The 15,219-nt window shown below is 68.9% G+C and carries 15 protein-coding genes; 11 read left to right on the top strand and 4 right to left on the bottom strand.

The genetic code is table 11. The annotated features are described in order from the left end of the window. Nucleotides 1-303 (top strand): hypothetical protein (locus tag VGI12_11925; GenBank protein ID HEY2433372.1); only part of this gene is annotated, 303 nt, incomplete at its 5' end. A 90-nt stretch (nucleotides 304-393) separates the two neighbouring features. Here VGI12_11925 and VGI12_11920 read toward each other — a convergent pair. After that, a complete protein-coding gene (locus VGI12_11920) occupies nucleotides 394-1,464 on the bottom strand; it encodes a hypothetical protein (protein HEY2433371.1) in 1,071 nt (356 codons plus the stop codon). 85 nt (nucleotides 1,465-1,549) lie between these two features. On the opposite strand from VGI12_11920, the gene VGI12_11915 reads away from it, so the two are divergent. Next, entirely contained in the window at nucleotides 1,550-1,951 is a 402-nt protein-coding gene (locus tag VGI12_11915; protein ID HEY2433370.1) for a VOC family protein, read from the top strand. A gap of 23 nt (nucleotides 1,952-1,974) precedes the next feature. Here VGI12_11915 and VGI12_11910 read toward each other — a convergent pair whose 3' ends face one another. Then, nucleotides 1,975-2,919, bottom strand: coding sequence for an MBL fold metallo-hydrolase (locus VGI12_11910; GenBank protein ID HEY2433369.1), 945 nt, complete (start codon nucleotides 2,917-2,919; stop codon nucleotides 1,975-1,977). Between the two features lie 54 nt (nucleotides 2,920-2,973). Here VGI12_11910 and VGI12_11905 point away from each other — a divergent pair, with 54 nt between their 5' ends. The 8 genes from VGI12_11905 to rfbD all read left to right on the top strand — a co-directional run bounded on the left by VGI12_11905 (nucleotide 2,974) and on the right by rfbD (nucleotide 11,056). After that, nucleotides 2,974-5,259 (top strand): PBP1A family penicillin-binding protein, encoded by a 2,286-nt coding sequence (locus VGI12_11905; protein ID HEY2433368.1) that lies wholly within the window; start codon nucleotides 2,974-2,976, stop codon nucleotides 5,257-5,259. Between the two features lie 51 nt (nucleotides 5,260-5,310). Beyond that, nucleotides 5,311-6,324, top strand: coding sequence for a DNA polymerase III subunit delta' (gene holB, locus VGI12_11900; protein HEY2433367.1), 1,014 nt, complete (start codon nucleotides 5,311-5,313; stop codon nucleotides 6,322-6,324). After that, on the top strand, nucleotides 6,321-7,091 hold the full coding sequence (gene ricT / locus VGI12_11895; protein HEY2433366.1) for a regulatory iron-sulfur-containing complex subunit RicT: 771 nt from the start codon (nucleotides 6,321-6,323) through the stop codon (nucleotides 7,089-7,091). Before holB ends, ricT begins: the two co-directional genes overlap by 4 nt. A gap of 6 nt (nucleotides 7,092-7,097) precedes the next feature. Next, on the top strand, nucleotides 7,098-7,991 hold the full coding sequence (gene pdxA / locus VGI12_11890; GenBank protein HEY2433365.1) for a 4-hydroxythreonine-4-phosphate dehydrogenase PdxA: 894 nt from the start codon (nucleotides 7,098-7,100) through the stop codon (nucleotides 7,989-7,991). A gap of 11 nt (nucleotides 7,992-8,002) precedes the next feature. After that, nucleotides 8,003-8,482, top strand: a complete 480-nt coding sequence (smpB, locus tag VGI12_11885) for an SsrA-binding protein SmpB (GenBank protein HEY2433364.1) — start codon at nucleotides 8,003-8,005, stop codon at nucleotides 8,480-8,482. Between the two features lie 63 nt (nucleotides 8,483-8,545). After that, complete coding sequence (locus tag VGI12_11880; GenBank protein HEY2433363.1) at nucleotides 8,546-9,082, top strand: hypothetical protein; 537 nt, start codon at nucleotides 8,546-8,548, stop codon at nucleotides 9,080-9,082. Between the two features lie 19 nt (nucleotides 9,083-9,101). Further along, a complete protein-coding gene (locus VGI12_11875; protein HEY2433362.1) occupies nucleotides 9,102-10,205 on the top strand; it encodes a DegT/DnrJ/EryC1/StrS family aminotransferase in 1,104 nt (367 codons plus the stop codon). Next, the gene (gene rfbD / locus VGI12_11870) at nucleotides 10,202-11,056 is read left to right on the top strand and encodes a dTDP-4-dehydrorhamnose reductase (GenBank protein ID HEY2433361.1); all 855 of its coding nucleotides are present in this window, start codon (nucleotides 10,202-10,204) and stop codon (nucleotides 11,054-11,056) included. The genes VGI12_11875 and rfbD overlap by 4 nt, the downstream gene beginning before the upstream one ends. Here the strand turns inward: rfbD and VGI12_11865 are convergent. Together VGI12_11865 and VGI12_11860 are read right to left on the bottom strand one after the other, a co-directional pair. After that, a complete protein-coding gene (locus tag VGI12_11865) occupies nucleotides 11,053-12,165 on the bottom strand; it encodes an NAD(P)/FAD-dependent oxidoreductase (GenBank protein HEY2433360.1) in 1,113 nt (370 codons plus the stop codon). The two genes, rfbD and VGI12_11865, sit on opposite strands and share 4 nt — an antisense overlap. Nucleotides 12,166-12,210: 45 nt before the next feature. Continuing rightward, nucleotides 12,211-14,076 carry an O-antigen ligase family protein gene (locus tag VGI12_11860; GenBank protein HEY2433359.1) on the bottom strand — a complete coding sequence of 622 codons (1,866 nt, stop codon included), beginning with the start codon at nucleotides 14,074-14,076 and terminating at the stop codon, nucleotides 12,211-12,213. 122 nt (nucleotides 14,077-14,198) lie between these two features. Between VGI12_11860 and gmd the strand changes: the two genes are divergently transcribed. After that, nucleotides 14,199-15,185 carry a GDP-mannose 4,6-dehydratase gene (gene gmd / locus VGI12_11855; GenBank protein ID HEY2433358.1) on the top strand — a complete coding sequence of 329 codons (987 nt, stop codon included), beginning with the start codon at nucleotides 14,199-14,201 and terminating at the stop codon, nucleotides 15,183-15,185. Nucleotides 15,186-15,219 lie beyond the last annotated feature (34 nt).

The raw sequence follows: 15,219 nt of genomic DNA, 5'->3' as shown, positions 1-15,219 counted from the left end.
CCTGGGGCGGCGACGCTGGCGTCGCGTCTTCGCGCCGCGGGCGCGGGTCGATCGGAGCCGGCCGCGCGATTCCTCGGCGGCGCCCGGCCGATCGCGACGCTGCGCGCGGATCTGACGAGCGTCTCGAGCTGGCGACTGGCGTTGCGGCTGCTCGGGGAGCGCGTCGCGCCATCGCGGCACTACATGCGCGCGTTGTATCCGCGCTGGCCGCGCGCGCTCCTGTGGCTGGCCTATCTGGATCGATTGGCGCGAGGGACACCGAAGTGGTTTCTGCGGACGCGTCCGAGGGACGGCGCGCCGTGAGCGTTCGCCGTCATCTGCGCGGGCGTGTCACGAAATAGAACGCAGATGTACCGCCCTTCATCCGCGGACGCACCCCGGCACCGCGATCCCTCAGTGGCTCACGATGATGAACCAGCCGGCCACGACGGGGCCCTGCGGCCCGCGGCCGCGTTGTCCCGGAGCAGGCGGCGTGCTGCCCGGCGCCGGCGCCGGTGCCGGGCCACGCTCGGGCTGAAAGAGATAGGCGCGATGCGTCTGCGGATCGACGGCGATGGTCTTGGCGCCGGCGAACGTCGCGACAGTCGCGGTGACGCTGTACTTGTCCGCGGAGTCCTGGTGGACGACCGTGACGTTGCCTTCCCCGCCGTTGGGCACGTAGACGAGCTTCTCGGACGGATCCCAGCCGAGCGCATCGACGCGCGTTCCGTTGGGAATCGTCGCGACGATCTTGCCGCTGGAAGCATCGACAACGACGGAGGTCTTGCTGCAGCCGGAGAAGATGCGATTGGTGGCGCTGTCGTAGGCGATGCCGGTCGGGCCGTCGCACGGCGCGAGCGGCCAGGAGGCGGTGGCCTTCCAGGTCTTGACGTCGATCACCTGGATCGTGCTCTTGCCTTCGTTGTTGACGAAGATGTGTCCCTTGCCGTCCGCCACCGCGCCCTCGGGTCCGTTGTCCTCGAGTTCGACCGTGGCGACGACGTCACCGGTGGTGGGATCGATCGCGGTCAACGTGCCGGGCCGGCTGTGGTTGGTCAGGATGATCTTGTCGTCCGGGGCGTCGTACATGATTCCGTCGAGTCCCGGGCCGATCTTGATCTTCTTGATTGGCGCCAGCGTCTCGAGGTCGAACATGGACACGGTCTGATCACCGCTGTTGGTGGTGAAGCCGTGCCCGGCCTTCGGTGCGACGCCCACGCCGTGGACACCCGGGGTGTCGAGGATGTCGCCGACGACCTTGCCGGTGGCGCCTTCAACGACCATCACGTGAGTGGATCGCGACACGAACACGCGCCCTCTTGCCGAGTCCACGGCGACGTAGTCCGTTCCGCCTTCGCCCTTGATGTCGAACTTCTCCATCTTGAAGGTGGGGGCCGCGATGAGCCCGGAGGCCGCCAGCCAGGCGAGCCCGAGAGCCGTGACGGAGGCACGATTGATCCACCGTGAGAGTCCGGAAGTCAGCATTGCTTCGCTCCTTCGCTGCATATCATCCCTCGAACTATACCGATCGGATCCTGACAGTTCGATGACAGTGAGCGACAATAGCCGGATGCCGACGCTGAACCTCGAACACATCGCCTGCAACGTCGCCGACCCTGTCGCGATGGCCGCCTGGTATGTCGAACACCTGGGGATGCGGGTCGTTCGCCACGCCCCAGAGCCGTCGCAGATACACTTCCTCGCGGACGCGGCCGGCCGCGCGGTCATCGAGATCTACCGCAATGTCGGCGACGCGATCCCTGACTATGCGGCGATGAATCCGATGCGATTTCATGTCGCTTTCGCGGCCGCCGATCCCGACGCCGCCCGCGCGGCGCTGGTCGCCGCCGGCGCGTCGTTCGTCGAAGAACGCTCGATGCCGGACGGATCGCGGCTGCTGATGCTGCGCGATCCATGGGGGATGCCTCTCCAGTTGTGCACGAGGCCGACGCCGCTCCTGCCCGGCCGCTGACCCTCGCAGCGGCGCCGGCAGATCTATCGCGCTTCGCGGTAGGCGGCGCGCGCCGCCGCCGCAATCCCGTTGGCCCGTGCCCAGCCCGGATGCGCATCGGTCAGTTCCGCCTGAATCGCCGCCGCCGTTTCATCGGCCGACTTGCCGGCGCCCTTGAGCGCCGCGGCGCGGCTGGCGATCGTCTGCATCAGCGCACGGTTGGAGGCGATCAGCGTTCCAGGCCCGGTCGCCCCGTGCGACGGCACGATCGTCGACGGGTGCATCGCGTCGAAGGTATCGAAGGCGCGCAGCCACGCCGCCATGCTCGTCACGTCGCTGGCCGCGAGGAAAGACTCGTTCATCACGACATCGCCCGCGAACAGTACGCGATCCTCCTCGACGAAGAACCCCGTGTCGCCGCGCGTGTGGGTCGGCCCGACCAGCACGGCGTGCACGTGCACGCCGCCGAGATCGAAGATGTAGTCGCTGTCGAAGGTGACGTCGGCCGTCCGGCGCGCGGCGTCCTTCAGCAGCTCCGCCGTGACCGCAGATCGGCCCGCAAAGGTCCGCACCATCGACATCCCGCTCTGCTCGAATTCCGTCTCCTGCACGCGCGAGTTGACGTACTTCGCCTCGGGGGGAAACGCGTCGTAGCCGGTGGTGTGCTCCGGATGGAAGTGGGTCGTGGCGATGAAGAGCGCGGGAGGATGGTTGATCTTTGCCAGTTCCCGGAGCACGGTCTCGCCGTTGCGGCGGCCCAGACCCGGATCGATGACCAGGGAGGCGGACGAACCGATCACCATGCCGACGTTGGGCACGAGGCCGACGTTGTTGTCGGGAATCAGATAGGTGTGCGGCGCGAGTCTGACGGTGGCGTTCTCGCGGACGAGGGGGTCCGGCGCCGGCCCGCGCGGCTGCGCGGCAAGCCCGAATCCGGTGCCCACTACGGCCGTCACCGCGATCCAGAGACGAAGCGTCGTCCGGTCCATCGTTGGCGCGACGAGTATAGCGCTGGCGCGCATTCTGCACGCTGGTCCTGAGTGATGAATCGGCTGCGACGCGGGATCGGGTCGGCGCGAGCCTGGCTGCACGGGCGACCACGATTTCTCGCGGCCGCCATCGTCTTGATGGCGCTTGGGTTAGCGATTGCCGCCGGCGGCACGTTCTGGTTCTGTCACGACCTCGTCGCTGGGCTCCCGGGGGAGAAAGAAATACATGGGCTCGGGGACATGGCCCAGGCGACGACCATCTTCGACGCCCACGATGTGCCGGTGTTCACCATTTTCAGAGAGCAGCGGATCGAGGTCCCGCTCGCCCAGGTGTCGCCGCTGCTCGTCAACGCGGTCGTCTCGGTCGAGGACCAGCGGTTCTACGATCACTCAGGCGTCGACGTGATCCGCATCATGGCCGCCGCCGTGCGCAACTTTCGCGAAGGCCGCCGCGCCGAGGGCGGCAGCACCATCACCCAGCAGCTGGCGCGCCAGAGCTTCCTGACGCGCGACAAGACGTACCGACGCAAGTTGAAAGAAGCCGTGCTGGCCGCGCGCATCGAACGCCAGTTCACCAAGCCACAGATCCTCGAGATGTACCTGAACAAGGTGTATTTCGGCGACGGCCTGTACGGGGTCGAGGCCGCCGCCCGGGGCTACTTCGGCAAACATGCCAGCGAGCTCAACGTTGCCGAGGCGGCGCTCCTCGCCGGGCTGATCCAGTCGCCGTCGAGCTACGCGCCGACGGTGAATCCCGACCGCGCCGTCGCCCGGCGCACCGTCGTGCTCGGCGCGATGCTGTCGAATCATGCCATCAGCCAGGACGACTACGATCGAGCCCGGCACGCGCCGATGCGCCTGAGCAACGGCATCGAAATGAAGGAGTCGTTCGGCCTCTATTTCAAGGAGCAGGTGCGCCGGGAGCTGGTCGAACGCTTCGGCGCGACCCGTATCGCCGAAGGCGGCTTGCGCGTCTACGCGACCATCGATCCGGCGTTGCAGCATCTAGCGGAGAAGGTTGTCGAGGACGGCATCGCCACGATCGAGCGCCGCCGCGGCTATCGGCACCAGACGCGTGACACGGCCGACGATCTCGACTACCTGCAGGGCGCGCTGGTCGCGCTCGAGCCGGGGACCGGCGCCGTGCGGGCGCTGGTCGGCGGCCGCGACTTCAACGAAAGCCATTTCAACCGCGCCACACAGGCGCGCCGACAGTCGGGGTCGGCCTTCAAGCCGTTCGTCTACGCCGCGGCGCTCGAAGCCGGCTATTCCCCCGCGTCGCTGATCTCGAACCTGAACGCCGCCGTCGACACGCCCGAAGGCAAGTGGATGCCCGAGGACGGCCATTCGGATGCCGACGCGATGACGATGCGCTCGGCGCTGAAAATCTCGAGCAACCGCGCGGCCGTGCAGATGCTGACCACGGTCGGCATCCCGGCGGCCGTGAGCTACGCGCAGAAGATGAATGTCGGCACGCCGCCGAGCGTGCCGTCGCTCGCGCTCGGGACGAGCGACGTGACGCTGCTGTCGCTGACCTCCGCGTACGGCGCCTTTGCCGACGCCGGAACGCTGCAGGCGCCGGTCCTCATCCGGCGCGTCGAAGACGCCGACGGCACGGTGCTCTACACCGATCCGGCCCACGCGCAGCGCGTCCTCAGCGAGTCGTCCGCGTTCCTGATGTCGAGCATGCTGGCCGACGTGATCACGTCCGGGACCGCCTACAAGGCGCGGCAGATGGGGTTCACGCTGCCGGCCGCCGGCAAAACCGGCACGACCAACGACTACGTGGATGCCTGGTTCGTGGGCTACACGCCTCATCTGGTCACCGGCGTCTGGGTCGGGTTCGATCAGCCGAAGACGATCATCGCCAACGGCTACGCCGCCGACGTGGCCGTGCCGATCTGGGCGGCGTTCATGAAAACGGCGACCAGGGGGGACAAGGCGGACTGGTTCGAGCGCCCGGCCAACGTGATCGGCGTGAACGTCTGCCGCCTGTCGGGCCAGCTGCCCAACACCGGCTGCGCCAGCGTTCTCACCCCGACCGACAACGGGACGCTCGAGGCGCGATCGATGGTCTACACGGACTATTTCGTGAAAGGGCGCCAGCCGACGACGCTCTGTCCGCTGCACCCGCTGCCCAACGGCTCCGCGACGATGATTGCCGCCGGTGCGCCGCCCGGATCCGTCCCCGGCGAGCCGGCCCCTGGGGTCACGCCGCCGGGCGTGCCGGTTGGAACGGTCGGAGCCTCGCCGCCGCTGCCCGGTACGGTGGCGCCTGATCAGGAGCCCAAGAAGAAACGCGGCTTCTGGGGCCGACTCTTCGGTCGAGGCGGGGGATAGCGCGCGGGCTTTTGCGCGGATCACGCCGATCGCTGATAGATTGGGCGGAGGATGCCGTTTTCCTCCGTGGTGGGCCATCGGCCGGTGCTGGAGCTGCTGGCACGCGCCGTCGCCCGACAGATGCTGCCGCAGAGCCTGATCTTTGCCGGACCGGCTGGCATCGGAAAGCGGCGAACGGCGCTCGCGCTCGCACAGGCGCTCAACTGCGACTCGCCGATCGCGATCGCCGCATCCGCAACCGTCGCCGCCGGGATGGACGCCTGCGGCGCCTGCGTCCCGTGCACGCGGATCGCCCGCGGCGTCCACGCCGACATCCTCGTCGTCGAGCCGGGTGACTCCGGCACCATCAAGGTGGATCAGGTGCGCGAGGCGATCGATCGCGCGATGTACCGGCCGTTCGAAGGCCGTCGCCGGATCGTCACGATCGAAGATGCCGACGCCTTGCTCGCGGAGGCCCAGAACGCGCTCCTCAAGACGCTCGAAGAGCCGCCGCCGGCCTCGGTATTCGTGCTAATCACGTCGCGCCCCGATCTTCTGCTGCCGACGGTGAGATCGCGATGCCAGCGTCTGCGTTTCGGGCCGCTGCACCCGGCCGATGTGGCGGCCGTGCTGGTCCGCGATCATGGTTTCGACGCGGCGGATGCGCGAGCCGCCGCAGCGGCAAGCGATGGCAGCGTCGGGCGTGCGCTGACCGACGGCGCTGCCGACGCGCTGGAAGATCGGGATGCCGCCGCGCAGCTCCTCGGCGCGGCCGCCACACCCGATCCGCGGCGACGGCTCGACGCGGCCAAGGCGTTTGCCGGCAGCGCGGCCGATCGCGACGAGTTGTCGCGGCGTCTCCGGGCGGTGTCGTCGCTGCTGCGCGACCTCGGTCTCATCGCGGTGCGCGGCGCTGAGCACATCCTGGCCAACGCGGACGTGCGGCCGCAGCTGCAGTCGCTCGCTCGGGCCTACGACGCGCGCCGCGCCGTCGAGGCGTTCGCGGTGGTGGATCGCGCCGTCGACGCGCTCGATCGCAACGCGAGCCCGAAGATCGTCGCCGACTGGGTGGCGCTGCATCTATGAGTACGGCACCCGCCCGGCCGTTCGTGTCGGTCAAATTTACGCCGGCGGGGCGCCAGTACTCGTTCCTGCTGCCCGATCTGCTGGTCGACGATCAGATGCGGCCCGGCGACGAGGTCGTCGTCGAAAGCGCCGAGGGACAGGCGATCGGCACGGTAACCCGGATGGCGGCCGAGCACGCCGACCGACGCCGGCCGCCAGAGCACGATGCGGCGGTCGTGCTGCGGCGCGCCAGCGAGCAGGACGTCGTCCAGAAGCTGAAGCACCGGCAGCGCGAACAGGAAGCACACCGCGTCGCGCAGATGAAGATCCGCGAGCGCGGGCTGCCGATGAAGCTGACGCGTGTCGAGTATCCGTTCGACGGCGGGCGTCTCGTCTTCTACTACACCGCCGACGCGCGGGTCGACTTCCGCGAACTGGTCCGCGATCTCGCCGGCCACTTCCACGTGCGCATCGAGATGCGGCAGATCGGCGTCCGCGACGAGGCGAAGATGCTCGGCGGCTACGGGTCCTGCGGCCGGCCGCTGTGCTGCACGACCTGGCTGAAGACCTTCGAGCCGGTGTCGATCAAGATGGCGAAGCAGCAGCAGCTCAGCCTCAATCCTTCGAAGCTGTCGGGACAGTGCGGCCGCCTCAAGTGCTGCCTGCGCTACGAGCTGCCGAACGGCAACGGCGTGAAGCACGGCGGCTGCGCCGACAACGGCGCCTGCACGAATCCGACCGGCTGCGGCACCGGCGGGTGTGGATCCTGCGGATCCTGCCACTCCTAGGATCGCGTGCCCGACTCGCCGCTGCCCCGCATTGCCATCACCGTCGGCGACCCGGCTGGCATCGGGCCCGAGATCTCGCTGAAAGCCGCCGCCGACCCGCGCGTCACCGAGGTGTGTGACCCGATCCTCTACGGGCCGCATACCGCCGAGCAGCTGCGCGCTTTCACGCCGGGTGTGCTGTCGGGGGCGGCCGGCCGAGCCGCCTACGAGGCCGTCGTCGCAGCCGCGGAGGACGCGCGGCACGGACGTGTCGCTGCCATGGCGACGGCACCGATCAACAAGGAAGCCTTCGCGCTGGCCGACCTGCCGTGGAAAGGGCACACCGACCTGCTGGCCTTCCTGTGCGGCGGCGAGAAGGCGGTGATGATGTTCTACGCGGAGGAGCTCCGCGTCGTGCTCGCGACGGTGCACGTCGCGCTGCGCCAGGTCCCCGGCCTCATCACGCGCGAGCTGATGGATTTCGTCATCGATCTGACGGCGTCGGAGCTGCCGCGCTTCGGATTTCCCCGGCCGCGGATCGCGGTGGCCGGTCTCAACCCGCACGCGGGCGAGCATGGCGTGATCGGAGACGAGGACGCGAACGTGCTGCGCCCTGCCGTGGAGGCCGCGCGGGCGCGCGGCGTCGCCGCCAGCGGCCCATGGCCGGCCGACACGGTGTTTTCGCGCGCCGCGCGCGGCGAGTTCGACGCGGTCATTGCCTGCTACCACGACCAGGGGTTGATTCCGGTGAAGCTGCTCGCCTTCGGCCGCGCGGTCAACGTGACGCTCGGGCTCCCCATCATCCGGACCTCGGTCGACCACGGCACCGCGTTCGACATCGCGGGACGAGGGGAGGCCGATCCCTCCAGCCTGATCGAAGCGATCCGCCTGGCTGCTACACTGGTGAGCCGGGCCCGCTAGGGCGGCGACGCATGGCGAAGACCGAGCGCGAAGAAGCGCAGAAAATCATTGCCGACAACCGGAAGGCCAGCCACGACTACCACCTGCTCGAGACGTTCGAGGCCGGGATGGCGCTCGTCGGCACCGAGGTGAAGTCCATCCGGGAGGGTGGCGCCAACCTTCGCGACAGCTTCGCGCGGATCGAGGGCGGCGAGATCTGGGTGTACAACATCCATATCAATCCGTACCGGAACCGCGGCTACAGCGATCACGAGCCGACGCGGCGGCGCAAGCTGCTGCTCCACCGGCAGGAGATCCGGAAGCTGATTGGCAAGACGGTGGAGCGCGGCATGACACTCGTGCCGGTGCGCCTCTACCTGAAGAACGGGCGCATCAAGCTGGCGATCAGCCTGGCGAAGGGCAAAAAGTCGCACGACAAGCGCGAAACCATCAAGCGCCGCGAAACCGACCGGGAAACGCGCGCGGCGGTCAAGGAGCGACGCGGCCGCTGAACGAACGGCGGCCGGTTTCCGGGCGCCGAAACCGCGCGGAACGGGTTAGACTAGGCGCGCATTATGAAAACCAACCGCGCGGTGCTGACCGCCCTGGTGCTCATCGTGGTAATTGCTGCGGGCTGGTGGCTCTTCCACCGCGGCAGCGCTGCCAGAGTCGACCTGATCTCCCAATTCCAGCAGGCCAAGCGACAGGGCGGCGAATACAGCGTGGTCGACGCCACGCTGGGCGGCGAACGCAAGCAGGCGATCGCCGCGCCACCCAACGGCCGCCTCACGTTCCACATTCGCGTGCCCGACGACGGGTGGCTGCGCGTGTCGCTCGGCACCAAGCCCGAATCCTGGGAGCAGGACGGCAACGGCGTGCTGTTCTTCGCCGGTGTGTCGGACGGCCGCAGCTTCGAGAAGCTCTTCGAGCAGGTGCTCAACCCGCACGCCAATCCCTCCGAGCGCCGCTGGATCCCGGTCGCGGTCGATCTGTCGGCCTACGCTGGCGAGGAGATGGACATCATCCTGAACACGCGCAGCAGCCCAGCCGGCCAGGCCGACGATCAGCGCAACGACATGCCGCTCTGGGGCGCACCCAACATCAGCCGGTGACGAGGCCGCGCGGCTGAAGATGGGTGTTCCGCTCCTGGACCTGCAGGCCCAGTATCGGCCCCTCCGTGACGATCTCCTCGCGGCGCTGACCCGTGTCGCCGACAGCCAGCGGTTCATCGGCGGGCCCGAGGTCGAGGCCCTCGAACAGCAGATCGCCGGCCGCCTGGGCGTCGCGCACGCCGTGGGGCTGTCGTCGGGCACCGACGCGATCCTCGTCGCGCTGATGGCGCTCGGGATTGGGCCGGGCGACGAGGTCGTCACGCCCACATTCTCGTTCTTCGCCACCGCCGGCTGCGTCGCCCGCGTCGGTGCCACGCCAAGATTCGTCGACGTCGATCCGGCAACGTGCAATATCGATCCGTCGGCGCTCGCCGCCGCCATCACGCCGCGCACCAAAGCGATCATTCCCGTGCACCTCTACGGGCAGTGCGCCGAGATGGATCCGATCCTCGATCAGGCGCGGCGTCACGGCCTGGCGGTGATCGAGGACGCGGCGCAGGCGATCGGCGCCACGGACCAGGGGCGTCAGGCGGGATCGATGGGCGTCGCGGGATGTTTTTCGTTCTTCCCCAGCAAGAACCTCGGTGCGTTCGGCGACGCCGGACTGCTGACGACCAACGACGCCGCCCTGGCGGCGGAAGTGCGGCTGCTGCGCAATCATGGAGCCGAGCCGAAGTACTTCCACCGGCGGATCGGCGGCAATTTCCGCCTCGACGCGCTGCAGGCGGCGGTGCTCGGCGTGAAGCTGCGCCACCTGGATTCGTGGACCGAGGCGCGGCGTCGCAACGCCGATCGCTACGATCGCCTGTTCGCCGCGGCGGCGGCGCCGATCGGTCTGCCGGCGCGTGCGCCAGGACGCCGCCACATCTTCAACCAGTACGTGATTCGCCTCCAACGGCGTGACGCCGTGAAGGCGGCGCTCGACGCCGCGGGCATCGGCACGGAGATCTACTATCCGGTGCCGTTCCACCTGCAGGAATGCTTCGCGCCGCTCGGCTATCACCACGGCGACTTTCCGCACGCCGAGGCGGCCGCCGCCGAGGTGCTGGCGATTCCGATTTACGGCGAGCTGACCGAGGCGCAGCAGCAGACGGTCGTCGACGCGATCGTCGCCGCCGCATGAAGCGGCTCCTCGTCACCGGCGCCGCCGGGCTGCTCGGCGCGGCGATCGTCGAAGAGCTGGGCCGCGACCACGAGGTTACCGCCGCGGACCACGCGGCGCTGGACATTACCGATGTCGCGGCCATCCGGCGGATGGTCACGGAGGTACGGCCGGCGGTGATCGTGAACTGCGCGGCCTACAACGACGTCGACGGAGCCGAAGACGACGCCCCCGCGGCGCTGCGGGTCAATGCCTTCGGTGTACGGGCCCTGGCGGCCGCGGCGCGCGACTGCCAGGCGGCGTTCGTGCACTACAGCACGGATTTCGTGTTCGACGGCGAATCGGCGCGCCCCTACACCGAAGAAGATCCAGTCAACCCGCGCAATACCTACGCGGCGTCGAAGCTGGTCGGCGAGTGGTTCGCCGCTGACGCGCCACGCCACTACGTGCTGCGTGTCGAGAGCCTGTTCGGGCCGCCCCCGACGCCCGTGGCGCGGCGCGGCAGCGTTGGCACCATCGTCGATCGCATCCGCAACGGCGAAGTCGTGCCGGTGTTCGTCGACCGCACCGTGTCGCCGGCCTATACGCCCGACGTAGCGGCAGCGACGCGCGCCGTCCTGGATCGCGAGGTGCCTCCCGGCGTCTATCACTGCGTCAACGACGGCGCCGCGACGTGGCGGGATGTGGCCGAAGAAGTGGCGCGCCAGCTGGGCGCCGGCCTGACGATCAAAGCGCTGACGCTCGAGACGTTCAAGGCGCGCGCGCCGCGCCCGCGCTACTGCGCGATGTCGCCGGCACGGCTCGCCTCGTTGGGCGTGGTGATGCCGCCGTGGCGCGACGCGATCGCGCGCTACCTGCGGGCGGGCGCCTAGGCTAGCGATTCCTCGACCAGGGCGGCGATGCGGTCGGCGATCGCCAGGCAGGCGGTCAGGCCAGGTGATTCGATGCCCGCGGCATGCACGAGCCTGGGCTGCTGCGTGTCGCGCCGGATCATGAAATCGGCGAACCGCACGTCGGCCGGCGCCAGTTTCGGGCGGATGCCGCTGCCGCCGTACTCGAGATCGTCCAGCGAGAGGGCCGGCAGCAGCATGCGCGCCGGCTCGAGGAACGTCTCGATCGGCAGGCGGTCGTTTTCGTAGTCTTCCTTGTCGGACTGATATCGAGCCGTCGGCCCGAGCAGGACAGTGCCGTCCGGCGCCTTGGTCAGGTGGACGCCGAGACTGTGGCCCGAGGTGTCTGGCAGCGGATAGACCAGGCCGTTGACCCACGCGGAACGCGCCACCCGCAGCCGCGCATACTCGCCGCGGCACGGATGGATCGTGAAGGCCTCGCCGCCGAGCATGGCCGACACGTCGTCGGCATACAGGCCTGCCGCATTCACGACCACCCGCGCCTCCGCGTGTTCGAGAGCCGTGCGCAGCAGGTAACCGCCGCTCGCCGGTTCGCCGCTTTCGACCCGAGCGTTAGGGACGAAGAGCGTTCCGGCGGCTTCGGCCGCGCGCCTCAAGGCCAGCACCAGCATCGAGGCGTCGAGACGCCCGGTGTTGGGCGACCACAGCGCTGCGGCGGCGGCGGCGATGCGCGGCTCTCGACGCGTCACGAAGGCCTGCTCGACGATCTCGAGTCCCTGGGCGCCATTCGCCGCGCCGAGCCGCTGGAGTGCCTCCAGCCGCCCGAGATCGCTCTGGTTCGCCGCGACGATCAGCTTGCCGCACCGTTCGTGATACACCCCGTGCCGGGCGCAGAAGGCGTACAGCCGCGCGGCCCCTTCGACGCAGAGCTGCGCTTTCAGCGAGCCGGTCGGGTAATACATGCCGGCGTGGATCACGCCGGAGTTGTGCGTGCTCGTCGCCATGCCGGGCCGGGGCTGGCTCTCGAGGACGGCGACGGTGCGGTTGCGCTGCGCGATTTCGAGGGCGGCGGCCAAACCGACGACACCGCCGCCGATCACGATGGCGTCGAGGGCTTCTCCAGACGACACGATATGAGGATTATAGTGAATCGACCCCGATGACGCCGCCGCCCGTCAGTGCGGCATCACTTTCCCGAGAAGCGCCTTCGCTGGATCGCCGCTGATGAGCGTCAGCTCGAGCGGCTCGTAGGCGTCTGCACGCGCTCCTGGCGCGATGACGAGGCGATAGCGTGCCGGCGTGGTGCTGTTCACCACCAGGTCGTCGACGCGATGCCCTCGAAATGCAACGGCGAAGCGCACCGGCGACGCCGGAGCCGTCAGGCGGCACGGCAGCTCGATCCATCGCACGCCTGGCGGCACGAACAGGGTCGTGTGACCCGTGGGGCGCCGCATCTTTTCTCCGGTTGCAGCGTCAGCTTCCCATTCGCCGACCCCCCACCCGACATGCTCCATGTTCGCGTGCAATACGCGCTCGTGGATCCTTACCGGCAGCGCGATCAGGAGCAGCGCGACGGCTGCCGCGGCCCAGCGATCGGCCCGCCGGGACGGGGCGGCATCGGCGCCCATGCCCGCCATCGCGCCCATCGAGAGCGCGAACACGAAGCTGACCTGCGGTGTCAGCAGCGGATGGCCCAGCAGCATCGTCGCGATGAACGCCAGGTTGGCGGCGGTGAGCACGTGCAGCTCGCTGCGGCGATCGTCCGGCAGCGAGCGGTGGGCCACGCGCCAATGACGGATGACGGCGGCAGCCAGCCACCCCGCGGCGAGCGCGCCGACGAGGCCGAGCTCGGCCGTCAGCTGCAGCAGGTTGTTGTGGGCATTCTCGCGAACGTAGTAGATGTGCAGCGGGCTGGCCGCCAGGTAGTCGCCGGATGCGGCGTAGAAGGTGCCGATGCCGAGACCGAAGACTGGGCGGCTGCCGAGCATGCGCAGGGCGATGCGGCCCATTTCGATCCGCACGGTCACCGACAATCGCGCCTCGGGGCCGGTGAACGGATTGGGAAACAGGAGGAGAAAGATGACGCCGGCGAATCCGCACGCGGCGAGGCCATAGAGCGCCAACCGCCGTGAATCCGGCATTCGCAGCCGCGCGGCAAGCAGGCTCGCCACGGCGACGATCGCCGCGGCGACCGCGGCCCGCGAGCCGGTGAGCCACGTGGCGGCGGCGAGCAGCGCGGCCACGCCGAGCGCGGCAAGGCGCGCGAAGCCATTGCCCGACAGGGCGATGCCGCACACGACCACCTCGGCAAGCGCGAAATACGAGCCGGCGGCGTTCACGTCCCCGTAGCCGGTATTGATGCGAACGCTCTGCAGGGCGGTCCGTAGCGTGATCAGAGGCGTCGGCGAGCGCAGCGTGATTTGCAGGAGTCGCGTGAGGTTCAGGGCGGCGGCGCCGGCCGCCCCGGCGACGAGCATTCGCGAAAACGCTGCCGTCCACTGGGGGCGGTGGCGAGCGGCAGAGGCTGCGGCGGCGGCGAGCAGCAGGCCCTCGATCGCGAAGATGCCTTGATCGACTCCGGCCAGGACGCCGCGTTCCCTGAGGTAGTCGTCGGTGACCGCCTGGACAATCGACGGCCAGAACAGCGACGGCTCGAGCGCGTAGGTGCTTGCGAGCACGACGAGCAGCGAGCAGCCGACGACGGTCGCCGCCACGAGCAGGGGAGCCCAGAGGTCCGGCGCGACAGGCTCGTCGCGGGCACGCAGGCTGGCGCGCCAGGCGCCGCCGCAGATGGCGGCGACGACGATTGCTTCGGCTTCATGGAAGGGCGCCGACACGATCGAGCCGAGGAACGCGACGGGAATCGCGGCGGCCAGCACCAGGAGTACGGCGCTGGGCGCGGCCGCGGCGCCGGCGGCGATGAGCACCAGGACCGCCTTGGGCCACGCCCCGATGAGCGGGTCGCGGACCGTGTAGAACAGAACGAGCGAAGTGGCCGCGGCGATGGCCGCCGCGAGGACGCGCTGGACCGATCGGCGCATGTGGAACGGACGGTCAGTCTACCATCGCGGCCGCCGACCCAAAGGCTGGATGCATTGACGGTTACGGGGACATTGCCCTATGATCACGGGGCACTCCTGCAGTAACTCAACGATTATTGATTGTGTCCAAGCGAGCCTTAATCACCGGCATAACGGGCCAGGACGGCTCGTATCTGAGCGAACTCCTTCTCGAGCAGGGCTACACGGTCTTCGGCGCCGTCCGTCGATCGAGCGCTCCGAATCTCTGGCGGATCGAGCATCTGCTCGATCGCGTGACGCTGCGTCCAGCCGACCTGCTCGATCAGCTGTCGCTGATCCGGCTGCTCGCCGACGTCGAGCCCGACGAGGTCTACAACCTCGCGGCGATGTCGTTCGTGCCGGCCTCGTGGGACCAGCCGATGCTCACCGGCGAATTCAACGCGCAGGGTGTCACCCGCATGCTGGAGGCGGTGCGCCACGTCAACCCGCGCATCAGGATCTATCAGGCGTCGTCCAGCGAGATGTTCGGCAAGGTGCGCGAGGTGCCGCAGACGGAGCTGACGCCGTTCTATCCGCGCAGCCCCTACGGCGTGTCGAAGGTCTTCGGCCACTACATCACCGTGAACTACCGCGAGAGCTACGGGCTCTTTGCGTGCTCCGGGATCCTGTTCAACCATGAGTCCCCGCGCCGCGGCCTGGAGTTCGTCACGCGCAAGGTGACCGACGGCGTGGCGCGCATCAAGCTCGGACTCGCCGATTCGCTGAGGCTCGGCAATCTGGACGCGCAGCGCGACTGGGGCTTTGCCGGCGACTACGTGCGGGCGATGTGGATGATGCTGCAGCAGCCGGAAGCCGACGACTACGTGGTCGCGACCGGTATCAGTCATTCGGTGCGGCAGCTCGTCGAAATTGCCTTCGGCGCCGCCGGTCTCGACTGGCAGAAGCACGTCACGCTGGATCCCTCGCTGGTGCGTCCGGCCGAGGTGGATCATCTCATCGGCGATCCGGCCAAAGCGCGCCGTCTGCTGGGCTGGACGCCGAGCGTCGGGTTCGAGGCGCTCGTCCGGATGATGGTCGAGGCTGACCTCGATCGCCTGCGGACGACTCCGACCCCGGTTCGGACCGCGTGACGGCGCCGCGCGTGTCCCGGGTGAACAACGGAAG

The organism is Vicinamibacterales bacterium (assembly GCA_036496585.1).
Lineage (GTDB): Bacteria > Acidobacteriota > Vicinamibacteria > Vicinamibacterales > 2-12-FULL-66-21 > JAICSD01.
This window is presented reverse-complemented; position numbering and strand designations above follow the sequence as displayed.

Excerpts from the sequence above, each read along its gene's own strand:
- VGI12_11920 (HEY2433371.1), bottom strand. The coding sequence starts at position 1,464 with ATGCTGACTTCCGGACTCTCACGGTGGATCAATCGTGCCTCCGTCACG.
- VGI12_11915 (HEY2433370.1), top strand. The coding sequence starts at position 1,550 with ATGCCGACGCTGAACCTCGAACACATCGCCTGCAACGTCGCCGACCCT.
- VGI12_11910 (HEY2433369.1), bottom strand. The coding sequence starts at position 2,919 with ATGGACCGGACGACGCTTCGTCTCTGGATCGCGGTGACGGCCGTAGTG.
- VGI12_11905 (HEY2433368.1), top strand. The coding sequence starts at position 2,974 with ATGAATCGGCTGCGACGCGGGATCGGGTCGGCGCGAGCCTGGCTGCAC.
- holB (HEY2433367.1), top strand. The coding sequence starts at position 5,311 with ATGCCGTTTTCCTCCGTGGTGGGCCATCGGCCGGTGCTGGAGCTGCTG.
- ricT (HEY2433366.1), top strand. The coding sequence starts at position 6,321 with ATGAGTACGGCACCCGCCCGGCCGTTCGTGTCGGTCAAATTTACGCCG.
- smpB (HEY2433364.1), top strand. The coding sequence starts at position 8,003 with ATGGCGAAGACCGAGCGCGAAGAAGCGCAGAAAATCATTGCCGACAAC.
- VGI12_11880 (HEY2433363.1), top strand. The coding sequence starts at position 8,546 with ATGAAAACCAACCGCGCGGTGCTGACCGCCCTGGTGCTCATCGTGGTA.
- VGI12_11875 (HEY2433362.1), top strand. The coding sequence starts at position 9,102 with ATGGGTGTTCCGCTCCTGGACCTGCAGGCCCAGTATCGGCCCCTCCGT.
- rfbD (HEY2433361.1), top strand. The coding sequence starts at position 10,202 with ATGAAGCGGCTCCTCGTCACCGGCGCCGCCGGGCTGCTCGGCGCGGCG.
- VGI12_11860 (HEY2433359.1), bottom strand. The coding sequence starts at position 14,076 with ATGCGCCGATCGGTCCAGCGCGTCCTCGCGGCGGCCATCGCCGCGGCC.